The organism is Paraburkholderia lebeckiae (assembly GCF_050436225.1).
GTDB classification, from domain to species: domain Bacteria; phylum Pseudomonadota; class Gammaproteobacteria; order Burkholderiales; family Burkholderiaceae; genus Paraburkholderia; species Paraburkholderia tuberum.
Genome location: NZ_JBNDLU010000001.1, coordinates 2,872,898 through 2,899,811, shown reverse-complemented (window position 1 = coordinate 2,899,811; position 26,914 = coordinate 2,872,898). Strand labels below are relative to the sequence as shown.

16 protein-coding genes and 2 pseudogenes are annotated in these 26,914 nt (G+C 59.2%); 6 read left to right on the top strand and 12 right to left on the bottom strand.

The features are described 5' to 3' along the window. Positions 1 to 4: 4 nt before the first annotated feature. Positions 5 to 2,371: a TnsB C-terminal domain-containing protein gene (locus OKW45_RS13605; RefSeq protein WP_429468826.1), complete on the bottom strand. Its 2,367-nt coding sequence runs from the start codon at positions 2,369 to 2,371 to the stop codon at positions 5 to 7. A 169-nt stretch (positions 2,372 to 2,540) separates the two neighbouring features. Further along, complete coding sequence (locus tag OKW45_RS13600) at positions 2,541 to 3,353, bottom strand: PDDEXK family nuclease (protein ID WP_429468823.1); 813 nt, start codon at positions 3,351 to 3,353, stop codon at positions 2,541 to 2,543. Between the two features lie 1,135 nt (positions 3,354 to 4,488). Between OKW45_RS13600 and OKW45_RS13595 the strand changes: the two are divergent. Next, a pseudogene (locus tag OKW45_RS13595) lies at positions 4,489 to 5,019 on the top strand (tyrosine-type recombinase/integrase); the annotation flags it as partial. Positions 5,020 to 5,131: 112 nt separating this feature from the next. Here OKW45_RS13595 and OKW45_RS13590 read toward each other — a convergent pair. The 7 genes and pseudogenes from OKW45_RS13590 to OKW45_RS13560 all read right to left on the bottom strand — a co-directional run. After that, positions 5,132 to 5,551, bottom strand: a pseudogene (locus OKW45_RS13590) (IS110 family RNA-guided transposase); the annotation flags it as partial. 249 nt (positions 5,552 to 5,800) lie between these two features. Further along, the gene (locus tag OKW45_RS13585; RefSeq protein WP_429468820.1) at positions 5,801 to 6,214 is read right to left on the bottom strand and encodes a hypothetical protein; all 414 of its coding nucleotides are present in this window, start codon (positions 6,212 to 6,214) and stop codon (positions 5,801 to 5,803) included. Positions 6,215 to 6,841: 627 nt separating this feature from the next. Next, positions 6,842 to 8,335, bottom strand: a complete 1,494-nt coding sequence (locus OKW45_RS13580) for a multinuclear nonheme iron-dependent oxidase (protein ID WP_429468818.1) — start codon at positions 8,333 to 8,335, stop codon at positions 6,842 to 6,844. An 11-nt stretch (positions 8,336 to 8,346) separates the two neighbouring features. Next, positions 8,347 to 8,580, bottom strand: coding sequence for a hypothetical protein (locus OKW45_RS13575; protein ID WP_429468816.1), 234 nt, complete (start codon positions 8,578 to 8,580; stop codon positions 8,347 to 8,349). Between the two features lie 652 nt (positions 8,581 to 9,232). Beyond that, positions 9,233 to 10,246: a tyrosine-type recombinase/integrase gene (locus tag OKW45_RS13570; protein ID WP_429468813.1), complete on the bottom strand. Its 1,014-nt coding sequence runs from the start codon at positions 10,244 to 10,246 to the stop codon at positions 9,233 to 9,235. Further along, the gene (locus OKW45_RS13565) at positions 10,239 to 11,210 is read right to left on the bottom strand and encodes a tyrosine-type recombinase/integrase (protein ID WP_429468811.1); all 972 of its coding nucleotides are present in this window, start codon (positions 11,208 to 11,210) and stop codon (positions 10,239 to 10,241) included. Before OKW45_RS13565 ends, OKW45_RS13570 begins: the two co-directional genes overlap by 8 nt. Then, positions 11,207 to 12,460 carry a site-specific integrase gene (locus tag OKW45_RS13560; protein ID WP_429468808.1) on the bottom strand — a complete coding sequence of 418 codons (1,254 nt, stop codon included), beginning with the start codon at positions 12,458 to 12,460 and terminating at the stop codon, positions 11,207 to 11,209. The genes OKW45_RS13565 and OKW45_RS13560 overlap by 4 nt, the downstream gene beginning before the upstream one ends. Positions 12,461 to 13,644: 1,184 nt before the next feature. Between OKW45_RS13560 and OKW45_RS13555 the strand changes: the two genes are divergently transcribed. The 3 genes from OKW45_RS13555 (at position 13,645) to OKW45_RS13545 (ending at position 16,106) form a co-directional block, all read left to right on the top strand. Further along, positions 13,645 to 14,439 carry a C1 family peptidase gene (locus OKW45_RS13555; RefSeq protein ID WP_429468806.1) on the top strand — a complete coding sequence of 265 codons (795 nt, stop codon included), beginning with the start codon at positions 13,645 to 13,647 and terminating at the stop codon, positions 14,437 to 14,439. Positions 14,440 to 14,471: 32 nt separating this feature from the next. Beyond that, entirely contained in the window at positions 14,472 to 14,900 is a 429-nt protein-coding gene (locus OKW45_RS13550; protein ID WP_429469391.1) for a protease inhibitor I42 family protein, read from the top strand. 309 nt (positions 14,901 to 15,209) lie between these two features. After that, the gene (locus OKW45_RS13545; protein ID WP_429468804.1) at positions 15,210 to 16,106 is read left to right on the top strand and encodes a hypothetical protein; all 897 of its coding nucleotides are present in this window, start codon (positions 15,210 to 15,212) and stop codon (positions 16,104 to 16,106) included. A 392-nt stretch (positions 16,107 to 16,498) separates the two neighbouring features. Here the strand turns inward: OKW45_RS13545 and OKW45_RS13540 are convergent, their stop codons facing one another. Next, a complete protein-coding gene (locus tag OKW45_RS13540) occupies positions 16,499 to 17,080 on the bottom strand; it encodes a hypothetical protein (RefSeq protein ID WP_429468802.1) in 582 nt (193 codons plus the stop codon). Positions 17,081 to 17,955: 875 nt separating this feature from the next. Further along, entirely contained in the window at positions 17,956 to 18,444 is a 489-nt protein-coding gene (locus OKW45_RS13535; RefSeq protein ID WP_429334535.1) for an SRPBCC family protein, read from the bottom strand. A gap of 549 nt (positions 18,445 to 18,993) precedes the next feature. Between OKW45_RS13535 and OKW45_RS13530 the strand changes: the two genes are divergently transcribed. Next, positions 18,994 to 20,244 carry an ABC transporter substrate-binding protein gene (locus OKW45_RS13530; RefSeq protein WP_429468800.1) on the top strand — a complete coding sequence of 417 codons (1,251 nt, stop codon included), beginning with the start codon at positions 18,994 to 18,996 and terminating at the stop codon, positions 20,242 to 20,244. A gap of 157 nt (positions 20,245 to 20,401) precedes the next feature. Here OKW45_RS13530 and OKW45_RS13525 read toward each other — a convergent pair whose 3' ends face one another. Beyond that, positions 20,402 to 23,653: an adenylate/guanylate cyclase domain-containing protein gene (locus OKW45_RS13525; protein WP_429468798.1), complete on the bottom strand. Its 3,252-nt coding sequence runs from the start codon at positions 23,651 to 23,653 to the stop codon at positions 20,402 to 20,404. Positions 23,654 to 24,366: 713 nt separating this feature from the next. Between OKW45_RS13525 and OKW45_RS13520 the strand changes: the two genes are divergently transcribed. After that, entirely contained in the window at positions 24,367 to 26,898 is a 2,532-nt protein-coding gene (locus OKW45_RS13520) for a two-partner secretion domain-containing protein (RefSeq protein ID WP_503129152.1), read from the top strand. The last annotated feature ends 16 nt before the right edge of the window (positions 26,899 to 26,914 follow it).

Below are 26,914 nucleotides of genomic sequence, written 5' to 3'. Positions count from 1 at the left end.
TCCTTCACCGTCGCGTCCGACGTCCACCAGGGTCACTCAGCAGTCGCGAGCCGCTGATATCGGTTAGCTGCTGCAGGCGCGCCGCTGCACTTAGACTCGCTGCTCTACCATTATTTTCGGCTTTTGGCACTGCAGGTAACGTTCGCTCCAGAGTTGCCTCGACCTTTTTGGCATCCTTGACACGCGTGGCGTCAGGGCGCTTCCTGCCCGCTACCTTCAAGGCCGCGTCCTGTTGCTGCATGGCCCGGTGCCTGTCTGCGTTAGAGTTCAGAGCATGTAGCATTCTCATGCCCTCATTATCCTGACGAGCCTGACCCGCACTCTTCCGTTTCAGCTTGCAGAACTGTTCCCATTCGGTGGTCGTAGCACCGTGGAGATCATGGCGATTTGTGCCTGCGAGGTTAGCGAATTGCGGGAACTCATTGCGGGGGGATAGATCTATCTGACTCATCTCGTCCGGATTGTAGAGAATGCCCACTTTCTGTTTAGAGGCCTTTCCATATGTTGTCGCGTAGCGCTCCGTCGCCGTTTCCGGGTTGTAGTCCGCGTTGTTCACCCGCAATCCGGAAGACGTGACCGTTGCGTCCGTCTCAAACAGTACTGCATGTCTGATGTCATCGACGGCGCAGGCCTGAAGCATCGCGAGCGAACGGTTCACCCCCCAATTCCAGCGTTCCAGCGGCGTATTAGGCGTACCTCCCGTCACCATCTCCTCCGGTGTATAGATCTCGCCTGAAATAGGTGTACGGTGGTACTGGTGGATTGCCCTGAGCAGTTCCCGGATAAATTCCGAGCGGGTCCACAACGCGTCAACCGCGCAGTTGAAGTTCCGCGGCGCATCACGATACGCTTCCACAATGCCATATCCATGACGCTGCGCTATCAGCGGAATAATCCCGAACCGGCGCTCGATCACTCCGCGCCAGAATGGCTCGAACGCCGCACTGTTGTCAATCCCGACAGCAAAGACTTTACCGATATGCTTCCAGGGGAGCGACTGCTTGTATTCACATCCGCGGTCGCAGTGAAAGCGGGCCGGCAGATGCTCGCAGGGCCAGTCTTCCACAGTTATGGTGAACCCGTACTGTGCACAGAATTCGTCCTTCGGACTGACCATATTTTCCAGTGCGAGCGCAGCGCCTTCGAAAGACGGGGGCCGAAAACTGACATGGAGTCCAACGATCATGCGGCTCCACAAGTCAACGACGAAATACACCGTTGGCCGCCCCACTACCAGCGTCCGGTCGAAACATGAGACCAGATAAACGTCAGCGATTGTCGCGTCGATCATGAACACGTGGCCGGGACCGCGACAATGCTGCAAAGCATGTCCTCGTGGAGTACGCCCTCGCGAACGAAACTGGGCCTCCCCCATGCTGTGACGTTTTCGACGCCCGCCGTCACAATCCCTGAGGTAGTGACGAAACTGCTCGACGGAAATAGCTGAGTGCTCTCGCAATTCGACGGCTGTGGCTTCCCCCTTCGCGTTTTTGATGAGCCGTTCACATCGCAACAGATAGTTGGCCCGATCTACCACGTTCTCTGCCGTAGGGCGATCCCGGGAGCCGCGATTCCAGCCCCGTTTGCCGCGTTTTCGGTTTGTGTGAACTGAGCGTTGTGCCCTCCCTCGGCCGCTTGGCCTCGTATTTTTGGCCTTCCCTGCCGTTCGCGGTTTCGGATCTTCAGGCAGTCCGGCATCCCATACAGCCTGGCCGTGAGTGTAGTAGAGGTCAGCCATCCAGCGGAACAATCGGTCACGAGATTCGGAAGGCATCAACGTTTGCGGTCGACGAATCTCTGCGCGGCGTCCAGGGTGATTCTGGTATTCACGGCGTGTGGCTGCCGGCCGGTTGGATCGACCCGAATTCGGATAGCCACTAATTACGGCCCGGGGTGTCATACCTCGCTGAAGCCAAAGCCGAAAGTATGTGCGGATAGTTTTCGGCTGCACTTTCTGGTTTTCCGCATGCTCATCAATAATCCGTGCGCGTGCCGCCCCGGCTTTCAGCAACTGCACGAATTGATGCCGCCCTTTCTGGCTATCCCGATTGACAAGATCTTTGATGTATCCGTAGTTCGTTTCGCTTTGCTGCGCATGTGCCGGTGTGGTTCTGAGACCGCAACCCAGGTCTGCATATGGATCGTCTTCAAGCACGAAGCCGCCAGTGGCGGTCGCATTCAGGCCAACCAATGGCTTGAATTCGTCAGTTGGAATCGAACGGATGATCAAACGCGAGCTGTCTAGCCGGACGAGATAGGTATTGGGCTGACCGTACCCTGTGTGCACCACGCGATAGAGAACGTCGTTAGCGAGGTCTTGATACACGCGATTGACGTATATCGGGGCAGGAATCCGAACCTTCGATGGCATATTTGCACCCTATGATTGAATACAGGGTCTATGGACGGATCAGGCGCCGTAACCTTCATCGCGTGGCCAAAGTTTCGGGGAGCCAACCACACTGGTAGCGATACTTCTGACGGCGTTTCACGCGCGTCGTTCCAGCGCGCATGCATGACTCAACACCAGAAGCACCACCTCAGGTGAAGCGAACGGGCCGCGTGTCCACAATCATCAGCGCTGAGACGGGCTCCTGATCGACGTCGCGGCAATGGACGTCAAAACGTATGTGTTTCGCGGCCAGCATCAGATGAAAGGCGTTAAGTCCGTATGGGACAGGCAGCCCTTTCTCTTTCATCGCGCGCTCGCATGCCGTTCGCACCGACGTATGCTTTCCGTTCGACAGTGCACGTATGACAGCTCGCTGAACCACGGGGCTATCTGCGCCTTCGCCAGCACGGACAGGACGCAGCGCAATCGCATACAGGAAGTCGAGGTTCCTGGCCCAGTTCGTGTTCAATCCATCATTCAGATGTAACCGCCACGGCACGCCTTGCTGCTTCCAGAACTGCTCAACAATCCTGAGTTCCGGCTGACCGGCAGGCGGACGCCTCCCCTGCAATCGCACGGAAACGGCCTCGACCCACTGTCTCCGCCCCTCGCGCTTGGTGACCAGCAGGTCGGTGTTGAGAACCTTGTAGGTGCCGTCACGGTTTCGGGGATGGCGAAGCTTCATAACCCGTGCCACTTCGACAGTGTCAGTGTGATCACAGGGCATGAATTCCCGGATATCGGTTGTATTGTCCTGGTAGCACTCCCATAAAAAAGCGGCAAAGCGGCAATCGCGAGGAAGTTGAGCTTCGCGTCCCATGAACGGCACCCGGTGCACCCTCTTGGCCTGCCGGTCTTCCCAGACGCTCGCTCCCGGCTTGTAATCAGCCCCCTCGCCACAACCGAGGTGTCCGCGGCGGATCCTGGTAATTTGCCGCTCCAAAATTGTCGTGGAAGCCATCCTGAAGCCTTACGCCGCAAACGTGCCGTTCCGAGCAATGCGTCGACGTTATATTGCCTTGCGCCAAGGGAACACTCGGCAACCCTCCGACGCTCCAGAGGCGGAGCATGAGAGGTGAGGGGCCACCGGTGACCGTTTAAAAGGTCACGGTCCATAGTGTCATTAAAGGCGACCCGGCCGGGGCTTTCAACTTTCACCTGCACAATCTTCGCCTTGAACACAGAAGCAAGCCGCGGACTCCTCGTGAAGGAGGCGTGGCACCGAACTGCGCAGCAGGCGCATTCGCGGAACCGGCGGCTTGCGCGGCGATGAAATTCGAAGCCCGGGCGCATGCAATCCGATCCCGCCCCCGATGCGGCTCAGGGTGCGCCGTCTTGCCGTTCGCCCCGTCCGCACTAGCCGGTGCTGCCAGCTGCCGCGTGCCGTCGCGGCGCGCGCCAAGACCCGCCGCAGCGATCCTGCGGGCACGCTTACGTGTCCGGCAAACAGGATCGTGGCGGAGGGGGTGGCTTCGCCGCGGGTCGCGAACGCAAGGCGCCGCAGCCGCGCGCGGCTGCGCGGACGCTTCGGGTGGCAGCGCCGGTGGTTTCCTGCGCCTGCTCGAGCCATTTCGCGGGATGCCGCAACAGCGGCGAGCACACGCTGGCCGCGATAACGGGGGTTATCACCGCTACTCCCCGGGCAACTCCGGCGGCGTCTCCCTGCGTGCTGACTCGTATGGTTCGGATGGGACCCCGGTTTAGGCAACATCCGCACCTATGCCAGGCACTCCTACAGAAAATGTCGAGGCTTTTTTGAAATGTCGGGGTCCCAGCAAGATACAGATGTCGTAGCGGTTGAACAGGAAGTGGCGATCTATCTCTCTGGTTTTGTCGCTACACATTGTTGAAGGACAGCGTGTGAACGGGCAGGGCGTGTCAGTCCGTTCAGTGGGATCCTGCGCTCCGCTGCCTGGGTTTGATGGACTGGCTTGCAGGTTTTGCGTTCTGTTGTGCGATCAACGTGAGCGCGGCATTCATGTCCTCGCGCGTGAACTCGCGTTGTTTCTTCGTGCCCGGCAGGCGTTCCTTGTTACGCACTTGCGCGCCGCGATTCGTGCGGGAGGGCGAGCCCGACACAGGGCGGTTATCGCGCTGTGCCTGCATTGCCTGGGCGACCCGCAGTGCATGAGATACAGCGCATTCTGCAGGCGGCGCTGTTGTATCCCTCGCCGAAGGCACCGTGGCGTCCTGTCACCCTCTTCACAATGCTCGTGCTTGCCTACTGTGCCGGTCTTCGGGGAGGCGAGGTCGCGCGTCTGGTGCTTGGCGATGTCGATCTGCGTGAGCAGACTCTTGAGATCCGTGAGACGAAGTTTTTCAAGCGACGTCGCTTGCCTCTGGCCCCTGGAGTCATGACAGTGCTCCAGAACTATCTTGACATGCGTCAGCAAGCTGGTACTCCAACGAATCCTGAGAGCCCACTGTTCTGGAGTCCACAGCGAAACCGCGGCTACACAGTGGGTGGCATACGGCTTGTTCTGACAGATGTCCTGCGACTTGCGAACATCAAACCCGCGCACGGAGCAGTCGGGCCGCGAGTTCACGATCTGCGACATACGATGGTAGGGCATCGGATGCGCGACTGGTACAAGTCGGGAATCGACCCGCAATCCAGGCTTCCCTATCTCGCAACGTACCTCGGGCACAAAGACATCCGCTCGACGCTGGTCTATCTGAACATCACATCAGAATTGCTGCAGGAAGCCGGCGAGCGCTTCCGCAGGAATGGCGCAGCAGCTAGGCCTTCTGGTACGGCAGGTCATGGGCCAGCACGGCCCAGATCGTCCGCGCCATCTTGTTCGCCAATGCAACGACCACCACATTCTTTGGCCGCCGCCTCATCATCTGCTCGACCCACTCGCCGGGTTCTTTTGCGTGCTCTATTACGCTACGTGCGCCGTGGATCAGCAGTGTGCGCAAATAGGTATCGCCTCTCTTGCTGATCCCGTGCAGCTTCACTTTTCCGCCCGAGCCGGTTTGCTTCGGCACGATGCCAACCCATGCGGCAAACTCCCGCCCCGAACTGAATGCTTTCGGATCACCCATCATTGAGACGGCTGCCGTTGCCGTCAACAGCCCGACGCCGCAAATTTCGCTAACCGCCTTCACCGCCTTGTCTTCCTTCTTCCACTCGCGCATCCGGCGCTCGATCTCGGCAAACCTGGGGGAATTTGACCGACCGCCGGGGGATCGCCTGCAACCACGCGTAGGCAGACGCCACAATTCTTGCGAAAGCGCCGCTGGATTTCCTATCGTTCGACGGATCATTCCGGTGTTCGACGGCAGTACGGCACAGCGGTGCGCTCCCTTACAGCACAAACAGAAGAGCCCTTTCAGGCGCGGCTACCCCCTCAACCTCCCCGAGATTCCGTCCGCCCACGCGTTTTTCCGACGAAGCTTCTTAAATTATTTTGTCCAGTATACGTAGAACGCATAGCCACCCGTTGACCCTGTTTGGTTGAACGTTCCAACCACGCTGCTGGGGTTAGGTAGATTGGTACACGTGGAGAGCGGAGTCGGCGCAATCGCAGCCCTAATAAAGCCATTTCCCTGAATAGGAGCAGTGGGATCTTGGGAGATTGTCGCCATTACGGTCTTGGGTGCAAACGACAGTTTGAAACAGAAAAATCCGCTCGCATCTGTTGCCATCTGCAAGACATTTTTTGAGTTGGCCATATCAAGGGTCCCGTTACCGCTAACATGAGCATATGCCACGGTAGGTCCGGCAGCTGCAGCAGGCAAAGACGAAAGTGTTGAGCAGAGGACCGCTGAAACAATACGTCCAAAATTTACTGTGACTCGCCGTTTATTCGATTTCATTCATGCGCTCCTCATAATGTGTAAAGAGACGAACGACGGCTACATTGCATCTGCCGCGCGACCTTTCGCAGCGCGCTTACAAAGCGGCTAGATTTGTCACGCACCTTAGAAGCCTAAATATTGAATGTGTTGCCCACTAGGTGCCTACGGACAATACAAAAGAGCACTACTGGCTACAGCTCGTGGAAGTTCGCTCTCCATTGAAACCGAGGCAGGTGAGATCACAATTCCTCCGCGCACGAGATGTCGTGCGACGTATCCCTCGGTGGCGATCAACCGCAGAGGTTGGCCTGTAGCATCTACAGCCGGGAGAGGCCCATCTAAACGGCAGGCCGCCGACCGATTTGCGCCTGCAAGTCGCTCCACGGACTGCTCACACGGCCGATCCATGGCACGACCTTGAGAAACCAGCCGTTGTCGGCTTCCCGTTTGGTCTCAGTCGCCTCCCTTGCCTGCGTGCGACGGAAGTACGGGACTCCCGAGAGTGCGTCGTTGATATTGTCCAACACGCGTCGCCTCTAACTACAACGAACGTTGCATGGGCGCCCTAGCAAGCAGATCCAGCATCCGCTTCGCTGGGTATACTCGTTGTCCCCCGCCTGCTTCCGCGACACAGCCAACTGTGTACTATTTCTCCATGGGGGTCCAGCCTCCCACTTCAGAACTGCTGTCTGCAGGCATTCCGGGGCTGACCCGCATCGCGTTTGTAACTTCCTTAAGGCCCGTCGGTGCACAACCTTTATCTAGTGACGCAAAGAGCGCGGTTGGGTCAATTGTCCAAACGAGGTCGGTCGTGACGCCATATGTAGTCGCCCGAACTAGCGCCTGTTCAAACGCCAAGGTTTCCAAAAGATAGGGAACAGCCGCGCATAGACTGGCACGACTCCGAAGAAACGTAGCAAAGCGGTCTGCTTCCAACGATGCGAAGGATGTCGGAGCGTGAATACAGAAATACTCGTTCAACAACGCGTGCGTTTCGCCGGGACCGACACCGAGCAGAAGAAGGATGCTCGAGTACCGTAAGGCGCGCGCGATACTGGCCCTGCGCGCGTCGCTAATCAATTGGCGAAGTACGGCAACACCCGGGTCATCCTGTAAATCCGCAAAGCGATGATCGAAAATCTCGCCGCCACGAAGCGCGGCAACAAGGGATAGTTCCCAAGCGCAGACCTCAGTCGAGGGATCCCCAGTTATTGAGCCCTGCCTCGTGACACGGTGCGCGACCCCGTTCACGTTCGAGCGCGCTGCCACTATCTTCTGCGGCGGCCTTAATTTCCACAGCGCATGTAGCGTCTCGAGTTGCTTGTACACTTTATCGATGCCAATGCGTCCCACATGCTCCGGCAAGATCTCAAAGATGATCGCAGCAAGATTCGATAGCTGCGGAACGACTTGTTCGGCAAGTTGCAAAAGCTGCGCCGGTATCGCATCGTTATGCCCATCCAGCCAAAAGCCCTGATACTCCATCCCGCCTGCAAGATGCAACTCCCAGACCCGATCAACCGGGAGGTGCTCAAGCACGTCGAGTACGGGTTGGCGGCCGTTCAGCTGGTTACACCACAAGTTGTGCAAGTCAAGCAGAATTCCACATCTTGCCCGCGCCGCAATTGCTGCGATAAACGCCCCGTCCTCGATCTCATCGGAGCGCGGACGAACGTAGCTCACGCCTGTCTCAAACGCGAACGGACGGCCGACCTGCTGACAAAAGCGCCTGATATTGCTCACGGCTGTCGATACGCCCGCGGCTGACTGCCGCGGCGGCAGAAGGAAGCCTGATTCCTCGCACCGTTCGCTAACGCGCGTGCGATTGAAGCTCAGGTGTTCGCTCACCCACGCGGGGTCAAGGCGCCGTACAACGCGCCTGAGCTGCGCAAAATATTCTATCGGATCGTCAACTGTCCCGCCAACCGGCTGTCCGATACCGTGAATTAGCTTATCCTGCGGCAGCAGTTCGATTTGGGAAATTATTGTGTCATTGATCCGGTAATGATAACCGTCTTGTCCTCCAACTAGTTCCCAGAAAGCTTGAGGCTCCACTTCGAGGACGTTCAATATTTTGTTGTCATCGAACAAAGGTGCCAACTCGGGCCAATATACAAGTCCGACGCCGAGTTGTCTCACGGCTCCTCCATTCAGACGTTCATGCCGACGACTTCCTTGGCCTCGAGCGTATCCGGATTTACGACAAAATCTTCGACGATCTGAAAATCAAGTTGGCGCCCGGAGTGACAAGCTGAACACCCTAGCTTGTTCAACACGTTTGCCGTAATGCGGTGCATTTTCTCGAGATCGTAGGCAACCTCACGTGTGACATAAATTCGGACGCTTCTGCCGGGAGGAAGCGGTTGGGGATTTAGATCTGGCATGACAGATTTCCTCCTTTTGGTGCGAAAGTTGGGCGCGCAGGTCTGCAGATTGCGGTAAGTCGACGTCACACAGACCGCCGGGCGAAGATTGGCGAATTTGGCCAAACACTGAGCATCACTATTGAGTTGGCAGATGACGCGTCACCCTTTCGAGCGCACTTTTCTGCTGTCGAAAACGTTCGCGACAACGCTAACAGCCTGTCACTTCCTGGCGGGTTATTCTTCTGCGTGCTCAGATCACCGATAGCACTATTGACACGACGTATCCGTTTTCTAATTTGTAAGGACTGTACGGAATAGTAGTCAAACGGATTGAAATATCAATGCCATTTTTTAAATCATGACAGGAAATTCGACGAGGTGACATGAGTAGCTTGATGCATAAAAGCGACGAGTCCGCGTGACATTGGGGCACAATGGGCATGCGAACGTTTGGCACGGGCGAGCTCCTGCCGCTGAACCAAGCGGGTGGCTGATGTGCACTCGAAAGCTGCCGTTTAGACTGACCTAGGTCGAATGGCGGCAGCGGGTCGCTATGCGGAGGTTTACATAGCGACCCCTATGCTCAGGTCGCAACTATGCGCAGATGGTCATCGCGAGCGCGGCCAGCCCCTTAAGGGGTGCGGTAGGGGCTGGCGGAGCCTACGCATAGTTACAGCGTCTGCAGGAATCGAAGCAACGAGTCCGGTGCCTGATATCGGCGAATCCTGGCATCTGGCGCCTCTAGCCGACCGAGCGCTTTCTCCTTCATCGCGAGGTCAGCTTCGACGTAGCGATGGGTTGTCATCGGGCTCTCGTGACCGAGCCACAAGGCGATCACATTGAATGGAACGCCCGCCTGCAACAGGTGCATCGCAGTCGTGTGTCTCAAGATGTGCGGTGAGACGCGCTTCTTGAGCAGACTGGGTTGCTCCACGCTCGCGCGGCTCACGGCAAGGTCCAGGCGTTGTGCGACGTTGGAGCGCGACATCGCCTGCCCATCCCGGTTGGGTAGCAAGGGGGCTTCGCCGCGCAGCGCTGGATTCAATCGCAACCAGCTGCGGACCTCGGCGACGGTGGCGTCCCACAGGGGGATCGATCGCAGCTTGCGCCCCTTGCCGTGCAGGTGCGCGCACGCTGCGCCGTCGAGGACTACATCGACGACCCGTACGCCAATGATCTCGGAGACACGCGCGCCCGTGTTGTAGAGCAACGTCAGCAGCAGGTGATCGCGCCGCGAGGACCAGCTCTCGCGCGGCTGGCCGAGTACGGCCACCATCTCTGCACGCGTGAGGTAGTTCAGCATCGGCCGCTCGAAGCGTTTCATCGGCACCGCCAGTGCGCGCTCGACGTCGTGCAACGAAGCCACGTCACGGCGGCCGGCAAACTTCAGGAACGCGCGCAGCGCGGTGAGCCTCAGATTGCGGCTGCGAACCGAGTTCTTCCGATCCTGCTCCAGATGGTCAAGGAAGGCCAGAATCAGATCGGGTTGGATGTCGGCCAGCCGCATCGTGGTCGGCGCCTTGTTGAGCTGGCCGCTAGCGAAGTCCAGAAACAGCAGCAAGGCATCCCGGTAACAGGCCACCGTACGCGGACTGACCGCCCGCTGCGCGACCAGGTACTCGGTAAAGAACTGCTGGACCAGCGCAGCGAACGAAGGTGGCTTCGGAGCAGGGGTCTCACGCATCTTGCACCTCCGCCCTGGTCGTGAACGACTCGAAACGTCCGGCGGCCAGCGCCATCAACTCCGGCACCGCCGAGAGGTACCAGTAGGTGTTGGTCACCATCGTGTGCCCGACGTAGGTCGACAGCGACAGCATGGCCTGATCGATGTCCACGCCCTGGGCCTGCCACTGCACGATGCGGCGCACGACGAAGGTATGTCGCAGGTCATGGATGCGTGGGGCATGGTGCGCTCCGCGGTTGCCCCAGCCCAGCTGCTGGTGTAGGTCGCGGAAGACGCGATGCACTTGACGCTCGCCGAGCGGCAGACCTCGTCGTCGACCGCGGGTGCCGACGAAGAATGGGCCATCCTCCGCCGGCGGCCCCTCGGCCAGGTCACGCAGCCGGCGATAGCGGCGCAAGGCATCCACGGTGCTCGGGTGCATGGGGATCTGCCGCGACTTGCCGAACTTGGTCCGGTGGATGGTCAGCATCCCGTCCTTGAGATCAAGGTCGCCGTTGCGCAGCGACAGCGCCTCGCCGATCCGCAGCCCCGTGGCGGCGATCAGTCCGAACAGCGTTTCGTAGACGGCGCCGCGTAGCCCCGGCGAAGGCCCGAGTCGGCGCGCGCGAGCAAGTAGGTCGACGATCTCTTCCTCGCTGAAGATGTGTGGCGCTTGCCGCTCGGGCAACCGTCCGAAGATCGAATCGTCGGGTACCTCAGTGCGCGGCTCGAACTGCTGCAGCCAGCGCAGGAACGCGCGCAGCCTCTTCAGCCGTCGCGCCCAGGTCCGCGGGTCATTGCTCTCGTGGCGGTCGCTTCGGGCCCAGGCGGCCATGAGTTCCACCGTCAAGGCGCCGCGATGGCCGGCAGCTTGGACATGGCGCGCGAAGCTGCGTAGGACGTAGCCATCATCGGAGAACCCCAGTTGGCGACGCTCGACCAGAAACTGTTCGACGCGTGCTTGCACAGAAGTCGGCGCTCTCATGCTGCACTCCCTGGCCATGGCAGCGCGACCTCGACCAACTTGCGGCTATCGAGCTTGGCATAGATCAGGGTCGTGTTCAGCGAGCGGTGACGCAGGACGTCGGCTACTTCCTTCAGCGAGGAGCCACCGGCCAGCAAGCGGTTGGCCATCGTGTGGCGCAGCAGATGCGAGCGCGTGTAAGGAAGGCCGGCGCGGGCGAAGGCTTGGCGGATCGTCTTGCGGACGAGATCGGCACCGACGGGCTGATCGCGGGGCGCGACATGGCGGACGAAGACGGCTCGATTGGAAGTCCTGGGACGCTCCTGCTCGAGGTAGGCCGCGATGGCTTCGCCGGTCGCGACGGGTAGCGGCAGCACGTCCTCCCGGCGCCCCTTGGTGTGGCGCAGGACGAGCATACCGGCTTGCCAGTCGATATCGTCCAGGCTGAGACGGGCGATCTCGCCGCTGCGCAGTCCAAGATCGAGCGCACAGCGCACGATGGCGTCGGCTCGCCGCATCGAGCGTCCCCGTTGGCCGAGCGATCCGATCAACCGCTCGACCTCTTCCGCCGTCAGCGACTTGGGCAACGAGGACAGCGACCAGTTAGCAGGATAGGACACCGCGCCAATCAGTCCGTGGACCAGATCGCCGAGCGAGGCGCGGTAGCGGAAATAACCGCGCAGCGATGCCACGACTGGCCCAGCATTCGCCGGTTTGCTATAGAGCTTCGCTTGCCCGGCGAAGAAACGCCGAACGTGCTCGGGCTTGATCGCGGCGACGTCGACGGTGCCCTCGCCGAAACGAGCCGTTAGCAACCGCCCGACGATGCGCAGCGCCATGCTCCGCGTCTTCGGCGCCAGGCCCCGCACGTGCTCCATATACTCGTCGTAGCGGCGCAGTTCCTCGTCTACCGGTGTTGCGCTGTCCGCCGGCACCGCGATGACGCCCTGAGCGCGCAAGACCACCAGCAGGTGTCGTAGCGCCGCGCTATGGTCACCCCGATCGTGGCGGATCGCGCCAGCGCACTCGCACTGCGGGAGATGCTCGTCGAGGAACTCTGCGATCAACCCTTCGTCGATCCGTTGCTGCCGATGGTGCCCGAAGTGCGCCCATCGGGCGAAATGCGTGATGCAGCGCAGATAGGTAGCGACCGTCTTCGCAGCGTACCGGCGTTGGCTCAGGTACTGCTTGAACGCACCAACGTATGGTCTGATCGGCCCGTCGGCGAAACCGTCTATGTCAGTGCGGTGGGAGCGGCGAACGATGCCCATGGTGATCTCCAGAAGTGGGACCACCACTGCATCTACAGATGAGAACTATGTCCAGATCCTTACTCGCCCGCCTTGCCAGAGCTGTGCCATGCTTGAGTCGGCGCCGTCAGCGACCGACCATCTGCGCATAGTTGCGACCTGAGCATAGGGGTCGATCATGGTCTTCCGCGTCGGACAGCGGTCGGCTAGGAACGGTCCTTCGCACTCTGTCGGTGAACGTCTGCTGATGAGCAACGAGCCGCCATTTGGCAAAGCGACGGCGTCCGACTCGACGGACGAGCCAGCCGCATTTTCAAGTGCTGGGTGCAGCGGCCCAGATGCGATGGCCATTCCAGCCGGCGATGACTTCCTTTCGAGCGATCCGTCCCCGTGCTACTCGCCAAGACAGCGCTTCCGTAATGTGTCATCACGACCAGCACCTTGGTTGTCGCTTTCAATGGCCAGCCGATATGTGATAGAGGACGCTATCCTATATAAGCAGAGGAAGAAAGCCGCGACGCCAGCTGCGAGGCGTGGCACATGACGGCTCGTCAAGTCCGCCGAACGGACGGAGCAGCAGATTTACGATAATCAGACTCGACGTGAACGCGTTGGACCGCGTCGTGTGGCTACCCGAGAGTTTCAGACATTAATTAGTTTAAATGCGCTCCAATTTTTTATCAGCTCCTTCAAAAACATGGCGCGCGCCGTGAAGGATCGGTCTTTTAAACTGGGATCGATAATGCAGAACGCATAGTTAAAAACCACCCATACGTTCTGCTTGCAATAACCGTAAAATTGTCTACTGTAATGGTTACGAAAACATACTCAAACTTATTTGGATCGCAATACGCTAACTTGCACCCGTCACTATTTTTGTTAGCGAAGCGCCTGTGACAATTTTGGCTGACGGGTTTGGGACAGACGTCACTCTGCAGTGGCGCCTTCCCTTTTGCCATTCCTTCGCGCAGCAGGTCCCGCAGACGCTCCATCGCTGAGGAATTACTTGGTAGTGCGAATTTAATTGAGAGGAAACCATGGGTTTCAATAACATCGGCCGTTGTTCTATCACATAGGGTTGATGCGCGACACAGACCATCTCGCGCGTTCCACGTTCGCAGCACGCGATGCGGCGCCGGCTGTATGCACAACGTTTCGGTTAGGTTTTGTGTTTGTATTAGATAACTGAGGAAGGAGCAGAGAACATGAACGGGAAACAGATTCGTCGCATTTGCAATCTTGTACCCTCGAAAGACACGGAACGTGACTGGCGGCTTGAGAATGCGCTCGAAGCCGGATCAGTGGGAGCAGTAGCGGCATTACCGCCCAGTTGCGATCTCCGCGCACCCTGGTGGGCGGTCGGTGATCAGGGGGCAACGGGCTCCTGCGTGGGCTGGGGATCGACGGACGGTGTGATGCGCTACCACCTGGTCAAGGCTGGCAAGTTGGGACAGGGCGAATTACTCTCGCCACGCTATACGTGGATGGCATCGAAAGAAACCGATACGTTTGTCGCGCGGCCAGAAACATTCATCGAGGAAGCCGGAACGAGTCTGAAAGCGGCAATGGACATCTGCCGAAACTATGGTGTGGTGCCCGATGGGTTATTGCCGTTCGACATCAACACCCTGATGTATACCGGCAACGAGAACCAGTTTTATGCGACTGCCGCACAGCGACGCTCGTCCGCATACTTCAATTTGGGAAAGGATCTCAACCAGTGGCGGACATGGCTTGCCTCGCACGGTCCAATCCTGGTCGGCGTCAACGTCGATGCCACGTGGGATAACGCAACTGCGACGAACGGGAAGCTCGACACGTTCCAGCCCAGCACGGTCCGCGGCGGACATGCGCCGTGCGTTGTAGGTTACACGCAGGACCAGCGCTTCATTATTCGGAACAGCTGGGGTAACGGCTGGGGCGACAAAGGTTTTGCGTACGCGAGCGAAGCGTACATCAATGCAGGGTTCTTTAACGAGAGTTATGGCATCACGGTATGAGGCCATATATTGGTGGCAAGTCCCGCTTGTACGTGCCGCAGCGCTTCGCGGCAACACCGAGACGGATCCTTGCTGCCCTGGGTCTGGTCTTGCTTGCCTGTACGCATTTTGAAGCCGAGAAAGCCTTGGGACAGAACGACAGCCGGACGATAACCGAAGCCGACAACGGCACGACCGTGGAGATGCATGCGGGAGACACGGTCATCCTGTACCTGCCTGAAAATGCGACGACCGGCTATCGCTGGACAATCGAAGAGCTGGACGCTGGCCTCATCGAACTGCAGGAGAGCGACTATGCCAGCGGGTCCAGCGCGGTCGGCAGCGGCGGAGAGGCGCGCTGGACTTTCCGTGCCAAGGCGCTAGGTACGACGCCGCTCAAGCTCAAGTTGTGGCGACACTGGGAAGGCGATGGCTCCATTCTGAAGCGCTTCGTGGTCACGCTGAAGATGCTGCCTCCGTAACCAGTGAATATTTCTGCAGTACGTGATCTCTACGTTCGCACACTGCGAATAAATTTTGCACCCGCTATGCGTACTGTCGATCCATTAGAGATGGTTGGTATGACATCAATCGGTAGCGCTTGATGGAGAGGGTTGTCGATAAATATGCTCACGCGATAAAACGCCTATCACCCAATCCAGTCTCGTTGTAGAAAGTGCTCCACTTACGTCCTGAAATAATTCAGTTGCATGGTGAAGTCATCGATACGGTGCGTGCAACTCATGACATCAGGCTTTCGAATTTGATTTGGCATTTGGAGGTAAATAGCCATGGAAGCTAAATTCAGATCGTCCGACGACATCCTTAGACAGCTTGTAACCACACGCCGAGAAGAGGTAGTCAGACTGCAGAGATCCGAGACCGACCATCTCAAGGATATGGAAACTCGAGGTCAAGCGCGGATCGCCGATCTAAGGAAGACTCTGCCAACGGACATGGTCACAGTGCTCGACACGTTGGATGGCATGCATAGCGAAGCAGAAGCGGCCACCAAGTCGCTCACCGAGAGCATAAAAGCAAAGCTCGTGTCTTCCAAGTCGGCGCCGGAAAACGAGACGACCTTGCATCCCGGCTTGGCTGGGGGTCACCTCGTGGCACCTAACTCGCTCGGCTGGTTCACTCCGTACTACGGCACCCTACACGGCTCCGATGGCACCGTGTATTGGCAGGGCTACAATCCCGGCAACATCGACTTGTCAGATTCTGCAAACGGCAGCGGCTCCGGAATTTTTGGAACCGGCGCAGCTTCATTCACTGTGTACATGGACTGGTGGTTCAGCTATAAAGCTCCGGAGGACCGCAATTACGCGCACACCGTTTGGGTTCCCTTCCACGGCTTCTCTATCCTATATGCGGACGACGGGTTCTGGGATTCAAAAGAAGCTCACGCCCGGATCGATATGTCGGCAGTGGGTTACCAGTACAACTACAAGGCGACCGGCAGCACCGACGTGTTTGACATGGACAGCCAAAACATCAACGTCAATGATCGCTTCGACGGCTGGCGAACCATGTACTACTCGGACCTGTTGGGCGCCGACCAAGCCTATCTCAGGGTGACCGCTTCGTTCTATGTGTACGCGCGGGGCGGCGGCTCCAACGCGCAGCTGAACTTTAGCGATGGTGATGCGAATTACATTGGCGTCCCCTGGGTCTATATCAATTAAAGACGACGCGGCGAAGCGCGGCGCAATGCACCTGTGACGCGGGACATAATGAAAGAGTATGCTGACGCGAATCGCGTCGGCATACGTTCAACGGCCGCCGCCCGTCCAGTCCCTCGATCGCGGCACCCCCGGGGAACTCCGTTGTACGTTTTTTGGCGTCCACAGATGGCCCGCCCACTGCGCGATTCGCAGCATTTCCCGATGGTATTCCCACGGTTCAAGGCGGTTTCTTTTTGGCGGAACAACGGGAATGCAGCAGGTGCATTGTTATAGGTGGTCGTAATTGACATAACACCTGATCTCGTACGCCCGTCTCGGGCGGCGAAAATCGACCCAAAAGAGACGATCGATTTCTCCGAAAGCGGTCGTTCGGCGTGAAAAAGAGCCGCTAGCTATCCCCGCGCTTCGCCTGTTGCGTAATCAAGCCGATACACAGTTCGATTGAAATCCACGGCTTCGATGTGGTCTGGCAGCAAGCGAAAGCCTTCCGAGAACACGTCGACGCCAGATGCCTGCCACATCAGTTGTCCATCTACTGACAGACGAGAAATTTCAAGTTCCCCATGTGAAATGAGAGCACCTCGACCATGTTCCCAGTGGATACCAAAGCAAGTTGCCATATCGACCTGTCTTGACCATACCAGCCGATGCGGCAGCGTAAGCGCGAGGCAGGCCACGTGATCGCCGACCGCAAGATAAAGCTTGTCCTCGAGCACTAGCGCAGAATGACCATGCACTGATGAGCAGCCTCCACCCGCGCCAACGACCACTATCCCACTACCGTTCAGTGCTATCCCATGGACAGATGTTGGGGTGTCTGGCGTAAGCAGTACCTCAAACTCATACGAACGCGCATTGTCTTGTGACTTAAACGAGTACGTGGGCTCGTCAACAACGCTAAGCAGGCCAAACTCGGTGTTAATTTGTTGCACTTGGAAGTGTCGTCGGTTTTGGTGAGTCCGATTGAAAATCATCTAGCGGACCTCCTGCCGCCGCCCTGACGGGCGACGGGGGTTAAAGTGAGTTTGCCAAAACTGCTTTAACCGGAGGAGGTCAACGATTTGGGCATCGGCGTCGAACGACCTTTTGTGGCCGGACGGAGGGCCACGACCGAGCGCGACGATTGCCCCCGCACTCGCTCAATGTTTCGACAATGCAAAGCGCGTGATCATACCTATGGCGAAGCCTAGCCCTGAGAGGCTCAACGGCACCCAGTACCCCAATAAGACCTTGGCCTTTCCGCCATGGGCTTCATTCCGGGACCACACATACCCGAAGACCAGCAACCCGACCAACCACACGCATGCACGAGCAAATCTAGCGTAGACACCAGCTTGCTCCGGGATTACCCACCACCAAAGCCCGGAAACGAATATGGTTGCGTAAAACAAGGTCATTCTTGCAAAGTTGACAAGCAGATCGACGATGTCGCCCTCCAGATCAGATGATTCCTGTTGCTTTGGTCGTGTGCAACCAATAGGCTGGCCGCCCTTTTGTAGTTACGGCCAGAATCCCGCTTCCTGAAGTCAATCACATCGCTAGGCCGTGAATCGAGTTTCGCGGACAGCGCTCACACGGCAGAATGCCGCGCCTCGGAGGAGGGGTTGATGGCAAGAGGAACGTCCTCAACGCATCGCTCTGGATTGAATTGTCGGCAATCTAGGGCAGTCCGTTGACCGTCGGGTTTTGGCCGGACAGCGACCGACGGTCGATCGCCAACCGGCGGCGCCTGGGTTCAAACTTCAGTCTGCTCCATCATCTCAAGCGCATCATCTGCCTCGATGCCAAGAGATACCATCGAGGTTAGGGGGAACCGCTGCACAGCGCTCAATCCATTGCCGCGCTGGATTCATCGATGCTCGATGCCGAGCAGCCGCGCGTCCAGCCGCCGCGCTAGCGCCTCGCCGCCTTCGCGCATTACTGCATCGTGGTTCCATTGGAAAACCGGTCTTAGCAACGGCGCCAATGCATTCATCCATGCGCGGTTCGTGTGCACGCACCAGTCGTAACGGACCACGGTAAGGTTGCGTCCGTCGGTCGAAAAGCTCCACCGGCCGGCGCCTTCGACGTCGCCACTGGCTTCCCCCTCCAGCGCGACCAACGGGTCGACGCGCGTCACCCGCATATCGAACACGAGACGATAGGGCAACCAGCCTTTCCACGTATAGCGTTGTACGACACCGACGCCCTGATCGGACCCAGCCTCTAGCTGGTCCACCCGCTCGACGTTATCCCACCACTCGGGCCATCGCGCCGAATCATGGATTGTCGCCCAAACTTCCTGCACTGGCGCATCGATGCGCCAAATGGTGGAAAAGCGGTATTCGACCGTCCGCAAGCTGCCTCCATTGTTAGTATTCTTCTAGAGATTTTGTCAGATGCTCACTGCACTTGCCATCATCGGCGAAACGGCATGCGTTTCCTTCGGTCGATATCTCGTCGAGCAAACTGCAACGTAGGACAGCTAGAGGCAGCCGACCAGTGCACGAAAGCAGACGGCCAAAGGCTTCACCTCAGCCCAATCCCGCCGACTGCTGCCTGACGCGACCGCCTCAGGCCGACCCCTTGCGGTCGTCCGACCCCGCGCGACCAAAGCGGCGGCTTACGGAGTATAACGGCCGGTCGGGGTCGCTCCACTTCGTTGACCAGCATAACGGATTGCGCAACACGCCGCACCTTTGTCCCATTAACGCAATGCCGCTAGTACGAGTTAGCGACATTGACGACCCCGGCAGAAGGCGCGGTTTCCGGCGTGTTGCCGTCTGCCGGCGTTCCCTGCCGTCTTGTTCCCACGCGGGAAAATGGCGGACGCCGCGTGCTGGCCCGGCCTATTCTGTAGGGAGCGCTCCTGCCTGTCGGGCAAGCGCGCGCAAGCGGGAGCGACCCCATGAGCAGGCTGATTCGCCGGCGCAAGCAAGTACTTGTGTCTTTCGCGCTGGGCAAGATTGCCGTAGGGCTTGCGTTTGCAGGTATTGCAGTAGCGGCACTCGCCGACACGGTCCGGATCACCCTCTCGCACTACAGTGACGCGACTGGCCCATACTTCAACAAGATGGCTCAGGAGTTCGAGAAAGCTAACCCCGGTACGACAATCAAGATCGAAGAAGTAAACTGGGACATGCTGCAACAGAAGCTCCAGACGGACATCATGGGTGGAGCGAACTCGGACCTGGCGATTGTCGGTACCCGCTGGTTGCTGGACTTCGTTAAGGACGACGTCGCCGAGCCCCTTGATGGCTACATGGACGCGAGCTTCAAGGACCGCTTCATTGGCCAGATGCTGGCGCCGGGCGAAATCAAAGGCAAGGTGTATGGCTTGCCGCTCGCTGCTTCAACACGCGCGCTGTACTACAACAAGGACCTGCTTGCGAAAGCTGGTTATCCGAATGGTCCGAAGACTTGGAACGACGTAATCGATGCGTCGAAGAAGCTGAAAGCGATGGGAATCGCCGGCTTTGGTCTTCAAGGCAAAGAAATCGAGACAGATGTCTATTTCTATTATGCACTCTGGAGCTACGGCGGAGACGTGATCGGCAAGGACGGCAAGGCTGCTTTCAATTCGCAGGCTGGCGTGAAAGCCGCAACGCTGTACAAAACGATGATAGCTGAAGGTCTGACCGAAGCGGGGGTCACCGGGTATAGCCGTGAAGGCGTACAGAACCTGTTCAAGCAGGGGCGTGTGGCGATGGTTATCTCTTTGCCCTTACTGTCGAAGCAGATCGCGAAGGAGGCACCGGATCTGAAGTACGGTATCGATCCCATTCCGACCGGAACGACGCAGGCCACCTACGCGGTGACCGATTCAATCATGATGTTCAAGAACTCCAGGGTCAAGAAGAGCGCCTGGAAGTTTCTCGACTTCCTCTTCACTAAGGGCCCGCGCGTCGAATTCTCGAAGACGGAAGGCTTCCTGCCCACGACGAAGGCCGAAGCCAGCGATCCGGCGCTCAATAGCCCAGACACCAGGGCGTTCATCGCATTGTTGCCGAACGCGCGCTTCGCACCGACTGTCACTGGGTGGGAAGACACCGGGAAGGTCGTGTCGGATGCGATGCAGTCCGTCTACCTGGGAAAGGCTCAACCCGCCGCGGCACTGAACGCGGCAGCCGAAAAGGCGAACCAGTCGCTAGGTAAGTAATGCGATGGTGGTAATCGAGATTTGATGCAGACCAGCGCGCGAACGGTTCGCGGCGAACGGTGCGAGTTGAAATGAGGTTCTACCAGGCTATGGAGTTCTTATGTCCGTTTCCCGGCAAAACGAGGTGCCGTCTGCTACTTGTTGCTCGGCCAATGCTTCATTTCCGACCATCTTTTTGCAGCCGGGAAAGTCCATGTAGGCACTGTGCTTGCAGCGGGCGCATTCCGAGGTCCTGGGCGATCATCAACGCCATGCGATAGTGATTGTGAGCTTCCTCGATCCGAGGTGCGGTAGCGTTGCCATCCGAGACAAGATCGCCCAACAGGCACCAGGCCCAGGCTTCGTTGCCTCGTTCGCCGGAGGCTCGAGCAAGATCAATGGCGTCATATGCATGAGTGAGGGCTTCATCTTGTCGACCTGCGAGCTGGCACACTTGACCGAAAATTGAGAGCACTAGCGACTGTCCGAACGTTAAATTACTCGCCGCCGCCTGGCGAACTGCCTCTTCCAGAAGAACCAGTGCTTCCTCGGTCCGGCCCAGTGCGGCATACGCCGCCCCCAGACAGGAGGCTATTCGCGGAACGTAGATTGGAAACTCAGCGCTCTTGCACATGGCCAGTGCTGGCTCAAGTGCCTCGACAGCACCGCCGGGATTGCGTTGAACAAGGTGCATCCGTCCGACACCGTGGCCGGCAAAGATTAGTTCCTCTGGCTCATTCATCTCTCGGGCCATGCGGGTCGCCTCCTGTCCAAAGACGGCAGCCTCTTCAAACCGGCCGAGTTCGGCGAGACACAGCACCAACCAGATACGACCGTTGACGCGCGTGAATTTTGCGTAATCCTCATGGGGTCCGAGGCCGTGACCAAGGCCTTCGGGAAGGAGATCTAGCGCCTGTCGAGCATGTCCCATCGCACGTTCATAGTCTCCGCGCCCATACCGTGACCTGGCCAGCATCATGGCAGCCCACGCCTTCGCATCGGGGTCGCTTCGCCGCTCCGCCAACGTCAGGGCGCGGTCGCCTGCCTCGACGGCGCCGACAAGATCGCCTAACGAACCGAGCGTGAAAGCCAACCTTGATAGAACGCGCGATAGGCGTACCTCGTCGCCAAGTCCTTCGGCAAGATGTTTTGCGCTCTCCAGATTCGCCCGGTCCCGTGTCAATTCTCCGAGCGGATAAAGCGAGTGGTTAAGTTCCCATCGGGTATCGATGATTTCACCAAGTATCTCGGCCGAGGACGGCAGGGCCGCATAGGCATTCAGCGCTTTCTCGAACAAGGCCGACGCCTCGCGATGCGCGGCGCGTTTTGCCGTATTGTGACCGGCACGCAGCCACAGCCGGGCCGCCTTCTCCGCCAATCCGGCCTGGGCGCAGTGTTCCGCCAGGATTTCCGGTTGTTGGTCCGCTACGTCAAAAAAATGATTTTCGAGCTCCGTTGCGATGCGGGCATGCAGTTGCTGTCGCCTGTCCCGCAGCAGGGAGCTGTACGCGGCGTCTTGCACCAGGGCGTGCTTGAAGGTGTATTCCGCATCCGGTGGTGCGCCGTGCTGGAAAACCAGCTCCGCACTGACGAGATGATCCAATGCGTCGTCCAAGCGCTCTTTGGGCATCGACGCGACCGCGCTGATGAGCTCATAAGAAAATCGCCGGCCGATTGCAGCGGCGATTTGTGCTACATCCCCCGCCGGTGCCAGGCGATCGAGACGCGCCATCAGCGAAGCGTGCAGCGTCATCGGGATCGCCAGTGGTGGCAGCGGACTATCGAAGACGTAGCGCCCGTTCTGCTCGCGCAGTACGCCGCTCTCCAGCACTGTCTTCGTCAGTTCTTCAACAAATAGCGGTATTCCATCCGTATGCTCGATAATCCGGTCTGTAATCTCTTTCGGCAGTGCCTTGCCAAGAGTTACCCGCTCGATCATCTCGGCTCGTTGCCGAGGGTGCAGACGATTGAGAGCAAGGAGCATCACCTCTGAGCGGCCGATCCACGGAGATACGAACTCAGGCCGGAAGGTGAGAATCAGCAGGACAGGCAGGGTTGCAATACGATCGACAAGATGGTCCAGCGCTTCAAGCGAGCTGGGGTCGACCCAATGTACATCTTCGAACAATATCAGCAGCGGCTGGCGCTTTGCCAAGCCCTTGATCTGCGCGATTATCGTGCTAAGCGTCTTATCCTTGTACTGCTGCGGCGTGAGGTTAAGTGCTGGGTATCGACCTTCCGTCGAAATCGATAGCAACGCCGCCACCAGCGGAGCAGCTTCGCCCAGATTGTCTGCGGCGAACGCGAGCACCGCCTCAAGTTTGTCGAGGCGTTGTTCAGCGTTATCGTCCCGCCGCAATCCGGCCGCACGCTCGAGCTGGGAAATGAACGGATAGAAGGCGCTGTCCTGATGGCGGCGCGAGCAGAAATACCGCAAGCGGTCGTGCGGCTCGAATTGAAGCCGCTCTTCAAGGGCGGTGGTCAGCCGCGATTTTCCGATACCGGGCTCGCCTGAAAGCAGCACAACCTGCCCATCGCCGTTCTTCGCCCGCTGCCATCGGCCGAGCAACAGCCCGATTTCTTCGTCGCGCCCGACGATTGGCGTCAACGTGGTCGTGTGCAGCGCCTCGAAGCGGCTTTCGACCCCGCTGGGGCCGAGCACTTGCCAAACCCGCACTGCTTCGTCAAAACCCTTCACTGTCGCCAGGCCCTTGTCGCGGTAGTCAAACAGCCCCGCCGTAAGGCGCTGCGTGCTCGCAGAAATCACCACTGTTCCGGACTCGGCCAATGTCTGCAGCCGAGCGGCGAGATTGGGCGTCTCACCGACAACGCCATGCTCCTGGACTTCGCCATCACCCGTGAGATCACCGACTACCACTACGCCGGTAGCAACCCCGATCCGCACTCGCAAACGTTCGTCGGTCCCGGAATCGAGTTCGCCGATTGCCCGCACCAGCGTCAGCCCAGCACGTACGGCACGCTCGGCATCGTCCTCATGTGCCTGAGGATAACCAAAATACGCCAGCACACCGTCGCCCATGTACTGGGCAATGAAGCCACCGGCCTTGGTAATGACGTCCGCGCAACCCCGGTAATAGGCGCCGAGGATCTTCCGCATGTCTTCCGGATCAAGCCGCTTCGAGAGGGCAGTCGAGCCGACGAGATCGCAGAACATGACGGTGAGCTGGCGTCGGTCCGCGTCATCACCTGGCACGGGCGCGGCCACGATTGGAGATATTGCAACGGCGCTGTCGTCAAGTTGGGCGATCGCGCGCAGCATTTTGCGGCGATGTCCAAGCAGTACGCCAAGATCCTTGAGATCCTGGTCCGTGAGATCGCGAAGGACCGAACGATCGATACCATTCTCGGCAAAGAGCTGGACATACTCAGACAAGCCGAGTGATGCTAACCACTCTGCAATGCTTCCCACCGCTTATCTCCTGAAGGCGGCTGCCTCATGCAATGGTAGGAAAAATATTTGTTCCGCGCTTGTCGACAATCAGCGCGGCGGCCGGCTGCAACCAAAAGTGATTGATTCCAGTCGTTGTACGGAGTGGCTAAGTATGATTTGTTCTGTTTCCTGGTGGCCCCGAACCTGGCTCTTAGATTGTTGCTTGCCCGTGGATCCGGGCCCAAACGTGCGTGTCAGATCTTCCCGCGGAGGTTGAGGCGCGGGACGTCCGGGCTGGGTCGCAAGTTCGCGTCCGCCTGGGCGCTCGACCGTGTCCCAGCGCGAAGGTCTGTTATATGACCGGAACGGTCCTCTGAATGGCCGTGTAAGGACGAGGGCGAACGGCTGAAGTTGGCCGCTCAGTGCCTCATGCAAACAGCATCGGTGGCGTGACTTCCCTCTGCTTCGACCGACAGCGCGCGACCCACTGCGGCCTGTCGGCCCAACATTCCTCCAAAGGCAGCTTCGAGGGTTGAACAGCCGTTCCCACTGCCGCGGCGATCGACACACCTCCCCGCTTGAAGCGGTACCAGCAAGCACCGGGTGCATGCCCAAATACCGGTTGGTCTTTTGAAACGCGCTGCTACCATTAGGCTGTGTTGTGCGGTATGGCGGCTTTCGCGCCTTGCCTGGTCGCAACAACCTGCGTTCCGCGACGACGACTTTCCACGAACCACGTTTCGGGAGGGATCATGTCGCGTCGTTCAATCAGACTGGCGATCCAGTCGCCGCTACCCCCGCGCAACGGGCCGACCTTTACGCTGGCGTATGCCGGCGCGGCACTCATCGCGCCTCGGTCGCGGCCTGCCGCGTGGAACCGTGTTCTGCGCCCGCTGACGCTTGCACTAGGGGTGCCGCTCGCGCTCGCCGCGTGGTGCGTGCCGATGGCCCACGCGGCCGGACCACTGCCGCAGGGCGGCGCCTTCGTCCGGGGCCAGGGCGCGATGACGAGCGGCACCACTTCGCTAACGATCGACCAGTCCTCGTCCCGCGGCGTGATCGACTGGCACAGCTTCTCGATCGGCAACGGCAACACCGTCGCCTTCAACAACGGCTCGGGCGCGACGCTGAACCGTGTCACGGGCGGCGATCCCTCATCGATTCTCGGCAAGCTCACCGCCACCGGCAGCCTCTACCTGATCAATCCGCAAGGCATCGTCGTGGGGCCCTCGGGCGTTGTCAGCACGGGCGGACGTTTCGTCGCGTCCACGCTAGATATCTGTAACTGCGCCTTCATGAACGGCGGCGATGCGCTCACGCTGTCGGGCAAGTCGGACGCGAGCGTGATCAACCTCGGCAGGCTCAGCTCCAGCGGCGGCGATGTGTTCCTGATCGCGCGTCAGGCAGTCGTCAACGCGGGCACGGTAAGAGCGCCCAGCGGCACGGTGGAACTGGCGGCTGGCGAGACGGTGCTGTTGCAGGACTCGGCCAGCAGCAGGCAGGTGTTCGTGCAGGCAGGCAGTCACGGCACCGTCGTCAACGAGGGGCGCATCAAGGCCGCGCAGGTCAGTCTTCAGGCTGCCGATGGCAACGTCTATGCGCTCGCAGGCAGCGGCACCCGGATCCGCGCGACGGGCACGGCCACCCGGGATGGCCACGTCTGGCTGATCGCGGACAGCGGCCTGGTCAGGCAGCAAGGCAAGATCGCGGCAACGGATGCCGACGGCAGCGGCGGAACGGTCGACACGCAGGCGGCGCAGCTGGCGTTCGGCAGGCACACAACCGTTCACGCCGGGCAGTGGAATCTTTCAACGCCTGCTTTCACGATCGATGACGCCGCGGCACGGACGTTGCAGCGCAGCCTGAGCGCGGGCACCTCGGTCGATGTCACGACCACGGGTGGCAACGGCGCAGCGGGCGACCTGGGCATCGCTTCGAGCCTGCGCTGGCAGGGCCCGGCTTCGCTCACGCTTGCCGCGTACCACAACATCTCCGTGACGACGGGCACGACGATAGCGAACAATGGTGTGGGCAATCTGACCCTGCGCGCCGACGCTTCGGGCATCGACAACGGCGGCAGCATAGCCAACCACGGCACGATCGACTGGTCCGCAAGCATGGGCATCGTCAACGCGCTATACGACATGACCGGCAGCTACAGCGCGGGAAACATCCTTCCAAGCACAGCATGGACCGCGCCACAAGACAGCGGTCTCGTCACCCAGGTTACAGGCTATAAGCTCGTCAACTCGCTTGCCGATCTGGAAAAAGTCCCGCTGGATCCCGCTGGCATCTATGCACTCGGCAAGGACATCGACGTCAGCCCGCCGTCCGGCACACTTTATACGCCCATCGGCATTTACCCGAATCCCTTCACCGGTCAGTTCGACGGCATGGGACATTCAATTTCCAACCTCACCATTTTGGTTTCGTCGTCTGGAAGCGGCACGGAGGTAGGGCTGTTCGCCGTGATCGATACGGCGGGTGTCGTGCGCAACCTGAGCGTGCAAGGAAATGTCAGCGGCCCGGCGACCAGTGGCAACGTTATCGGTGGCAGCGAGGGAATTCTGGCGGGGACCAACCTCGGCACCATTGCCGCGGTGCATACCAGCGGCAGAGTGGTAGGCCCGGCACCGGTAGGTGGGGGAGAAATCTCAACTGGAGGCCTCGTCGGTGACACCTCCGGCGACAGCATCATAACGCGTTCTTCGAGCAGTGCAGATGTCGTATCGCCTTCTGGGGATACGGGTGGCCTGGTCGGAGACAACCACGGGGTCATCCGGCAGTCGTTTGCATCGGGAAACGTCGAGGCAACGGGAGGCACACAGTTTGGCGTTACCTCAGGCGGACTGGTAGGTGGACTGGTTGGCTACAATAATGCAAGCACCATCACGCAGTCCTACGCGACCGGCACAGTCAGTAGCCCCATTCAGGGTTATGTGGGAGCACTGGTTGGGGCGAATATGTTTAGCACGATTGAACAGTCGTTCGCGACCGGCAGGGTGCAAGTGCCGGGAGGTGGGGCAGGCATCGCCGCCTACAATGATGCGCCACCAGGGACCATCGCCAGTGACGTCTTTTGGGACAGGCAGACGACCGGCGCCACGGTCGCAGTGCTCGTTCTAGCCAACGGTGCACAAGCGGGCAGCGCTCAAGGTTTGACCACCGCGCAGATGAGCATGCCGTCCAGCTTCGGCCCGACGTACGATTTCAGCCCGCATGGGATCTGGGCTATGCCGCCGGGAGGAACGCACCCTGTGTTGCGCTGGCAGCTAGCGCCCTGAACCTGACCGAGGCGCT

Excerpts from the sequence above, each read along its gene's own strand:
- OKW45_RS13605 (WP_429468826.1), bottom strand. The coding sequence starts at position 2,371 with ATGCCATCGAAGGTTCGGATTCCTGCCCCGATATACGTCAATCGCGTG.
- OKW45_RS13600 (WP_429468823.1), bottom strand. The coding sequence starts at position 3,353 with ATGGCTTCCACGACAATTTTGGAGCGGCAAATTACCAGGATCCGCCGC.
- OKW45_RS13585 (WP_429468820.1), bottom strand. The coding sequence starts at position 6,214 with ATGAAATCGAATAAACGGCGAGTCACAGTAAATTTTGGACGTATTGTT.
- OKW45_RS13575 (WP_429468816.1), bottom strand. The coding sequence starts at position 8,580 with ATGCCAGATCTAAATCCCCAACCGCTTCCTCCCGGCAGAAGCGTCCGA.
- OKW45_RS13570 (WP_429468813.1), bottom strand. The coding sequence starts at position 10,246 with ATGCGTGAGACCCCTGCTCCGAAGCCACCTTCGTTCGCTGCGCTGGTC.
- OKW45_RS13565 (WP_429468811.1), bottom strand. The coding sequence starts at position 11,210 with ATGAGAGCGCCGACTTCTGTGCAAGCACGCGTCGAACAGTTTCTGGTC.
- OKW45_RS13560 (WP_429468808.1), bottom strand. The coding sequence starts at position 12,460 with ATGGGCATCGTTCGCCGCTCCCACCGCACTGACATAGACGGTTTCGCC.
- OKW45_RS13555 (WP_429468806.1), top strand. The coding sequence starts at position 13,645 with ATGAACGGGAAACAGATTCGTCGCATTTGCAATCTTGTACCCTCGAAA.
- OKW45_RS13545 (WP_429468804.1), top strand. The coding sequence starts at position 15,210 with ATGGAAGCTAAATTCAGATCGTCCGACGACATCCTTAGACAGCTTGTA.
- OKW45_RS13540 (WP_429468802.1), bottom strand. The coding sequence starts at position 17,080 with ATGATTTTCAATCGGACTCACCAAAACCGACGACACTTCCAAGTGCAA.
- OKW45_RS13530 (WP_429468800.1), top strand. The coding sequence starts at position 18,994 with ATGAGCAGGCTGATTCGCCGGCGCAAGCAAGTACTTGTGTCTTTCGCG.
- OKW45_RS13520 (WP_503129152.1), top strand. The coding sequence starts at position 24,367 with ATGTCGCGTCGTTCAATCAGACTGGCGATCCAGTCGCCGCTACCCCCG.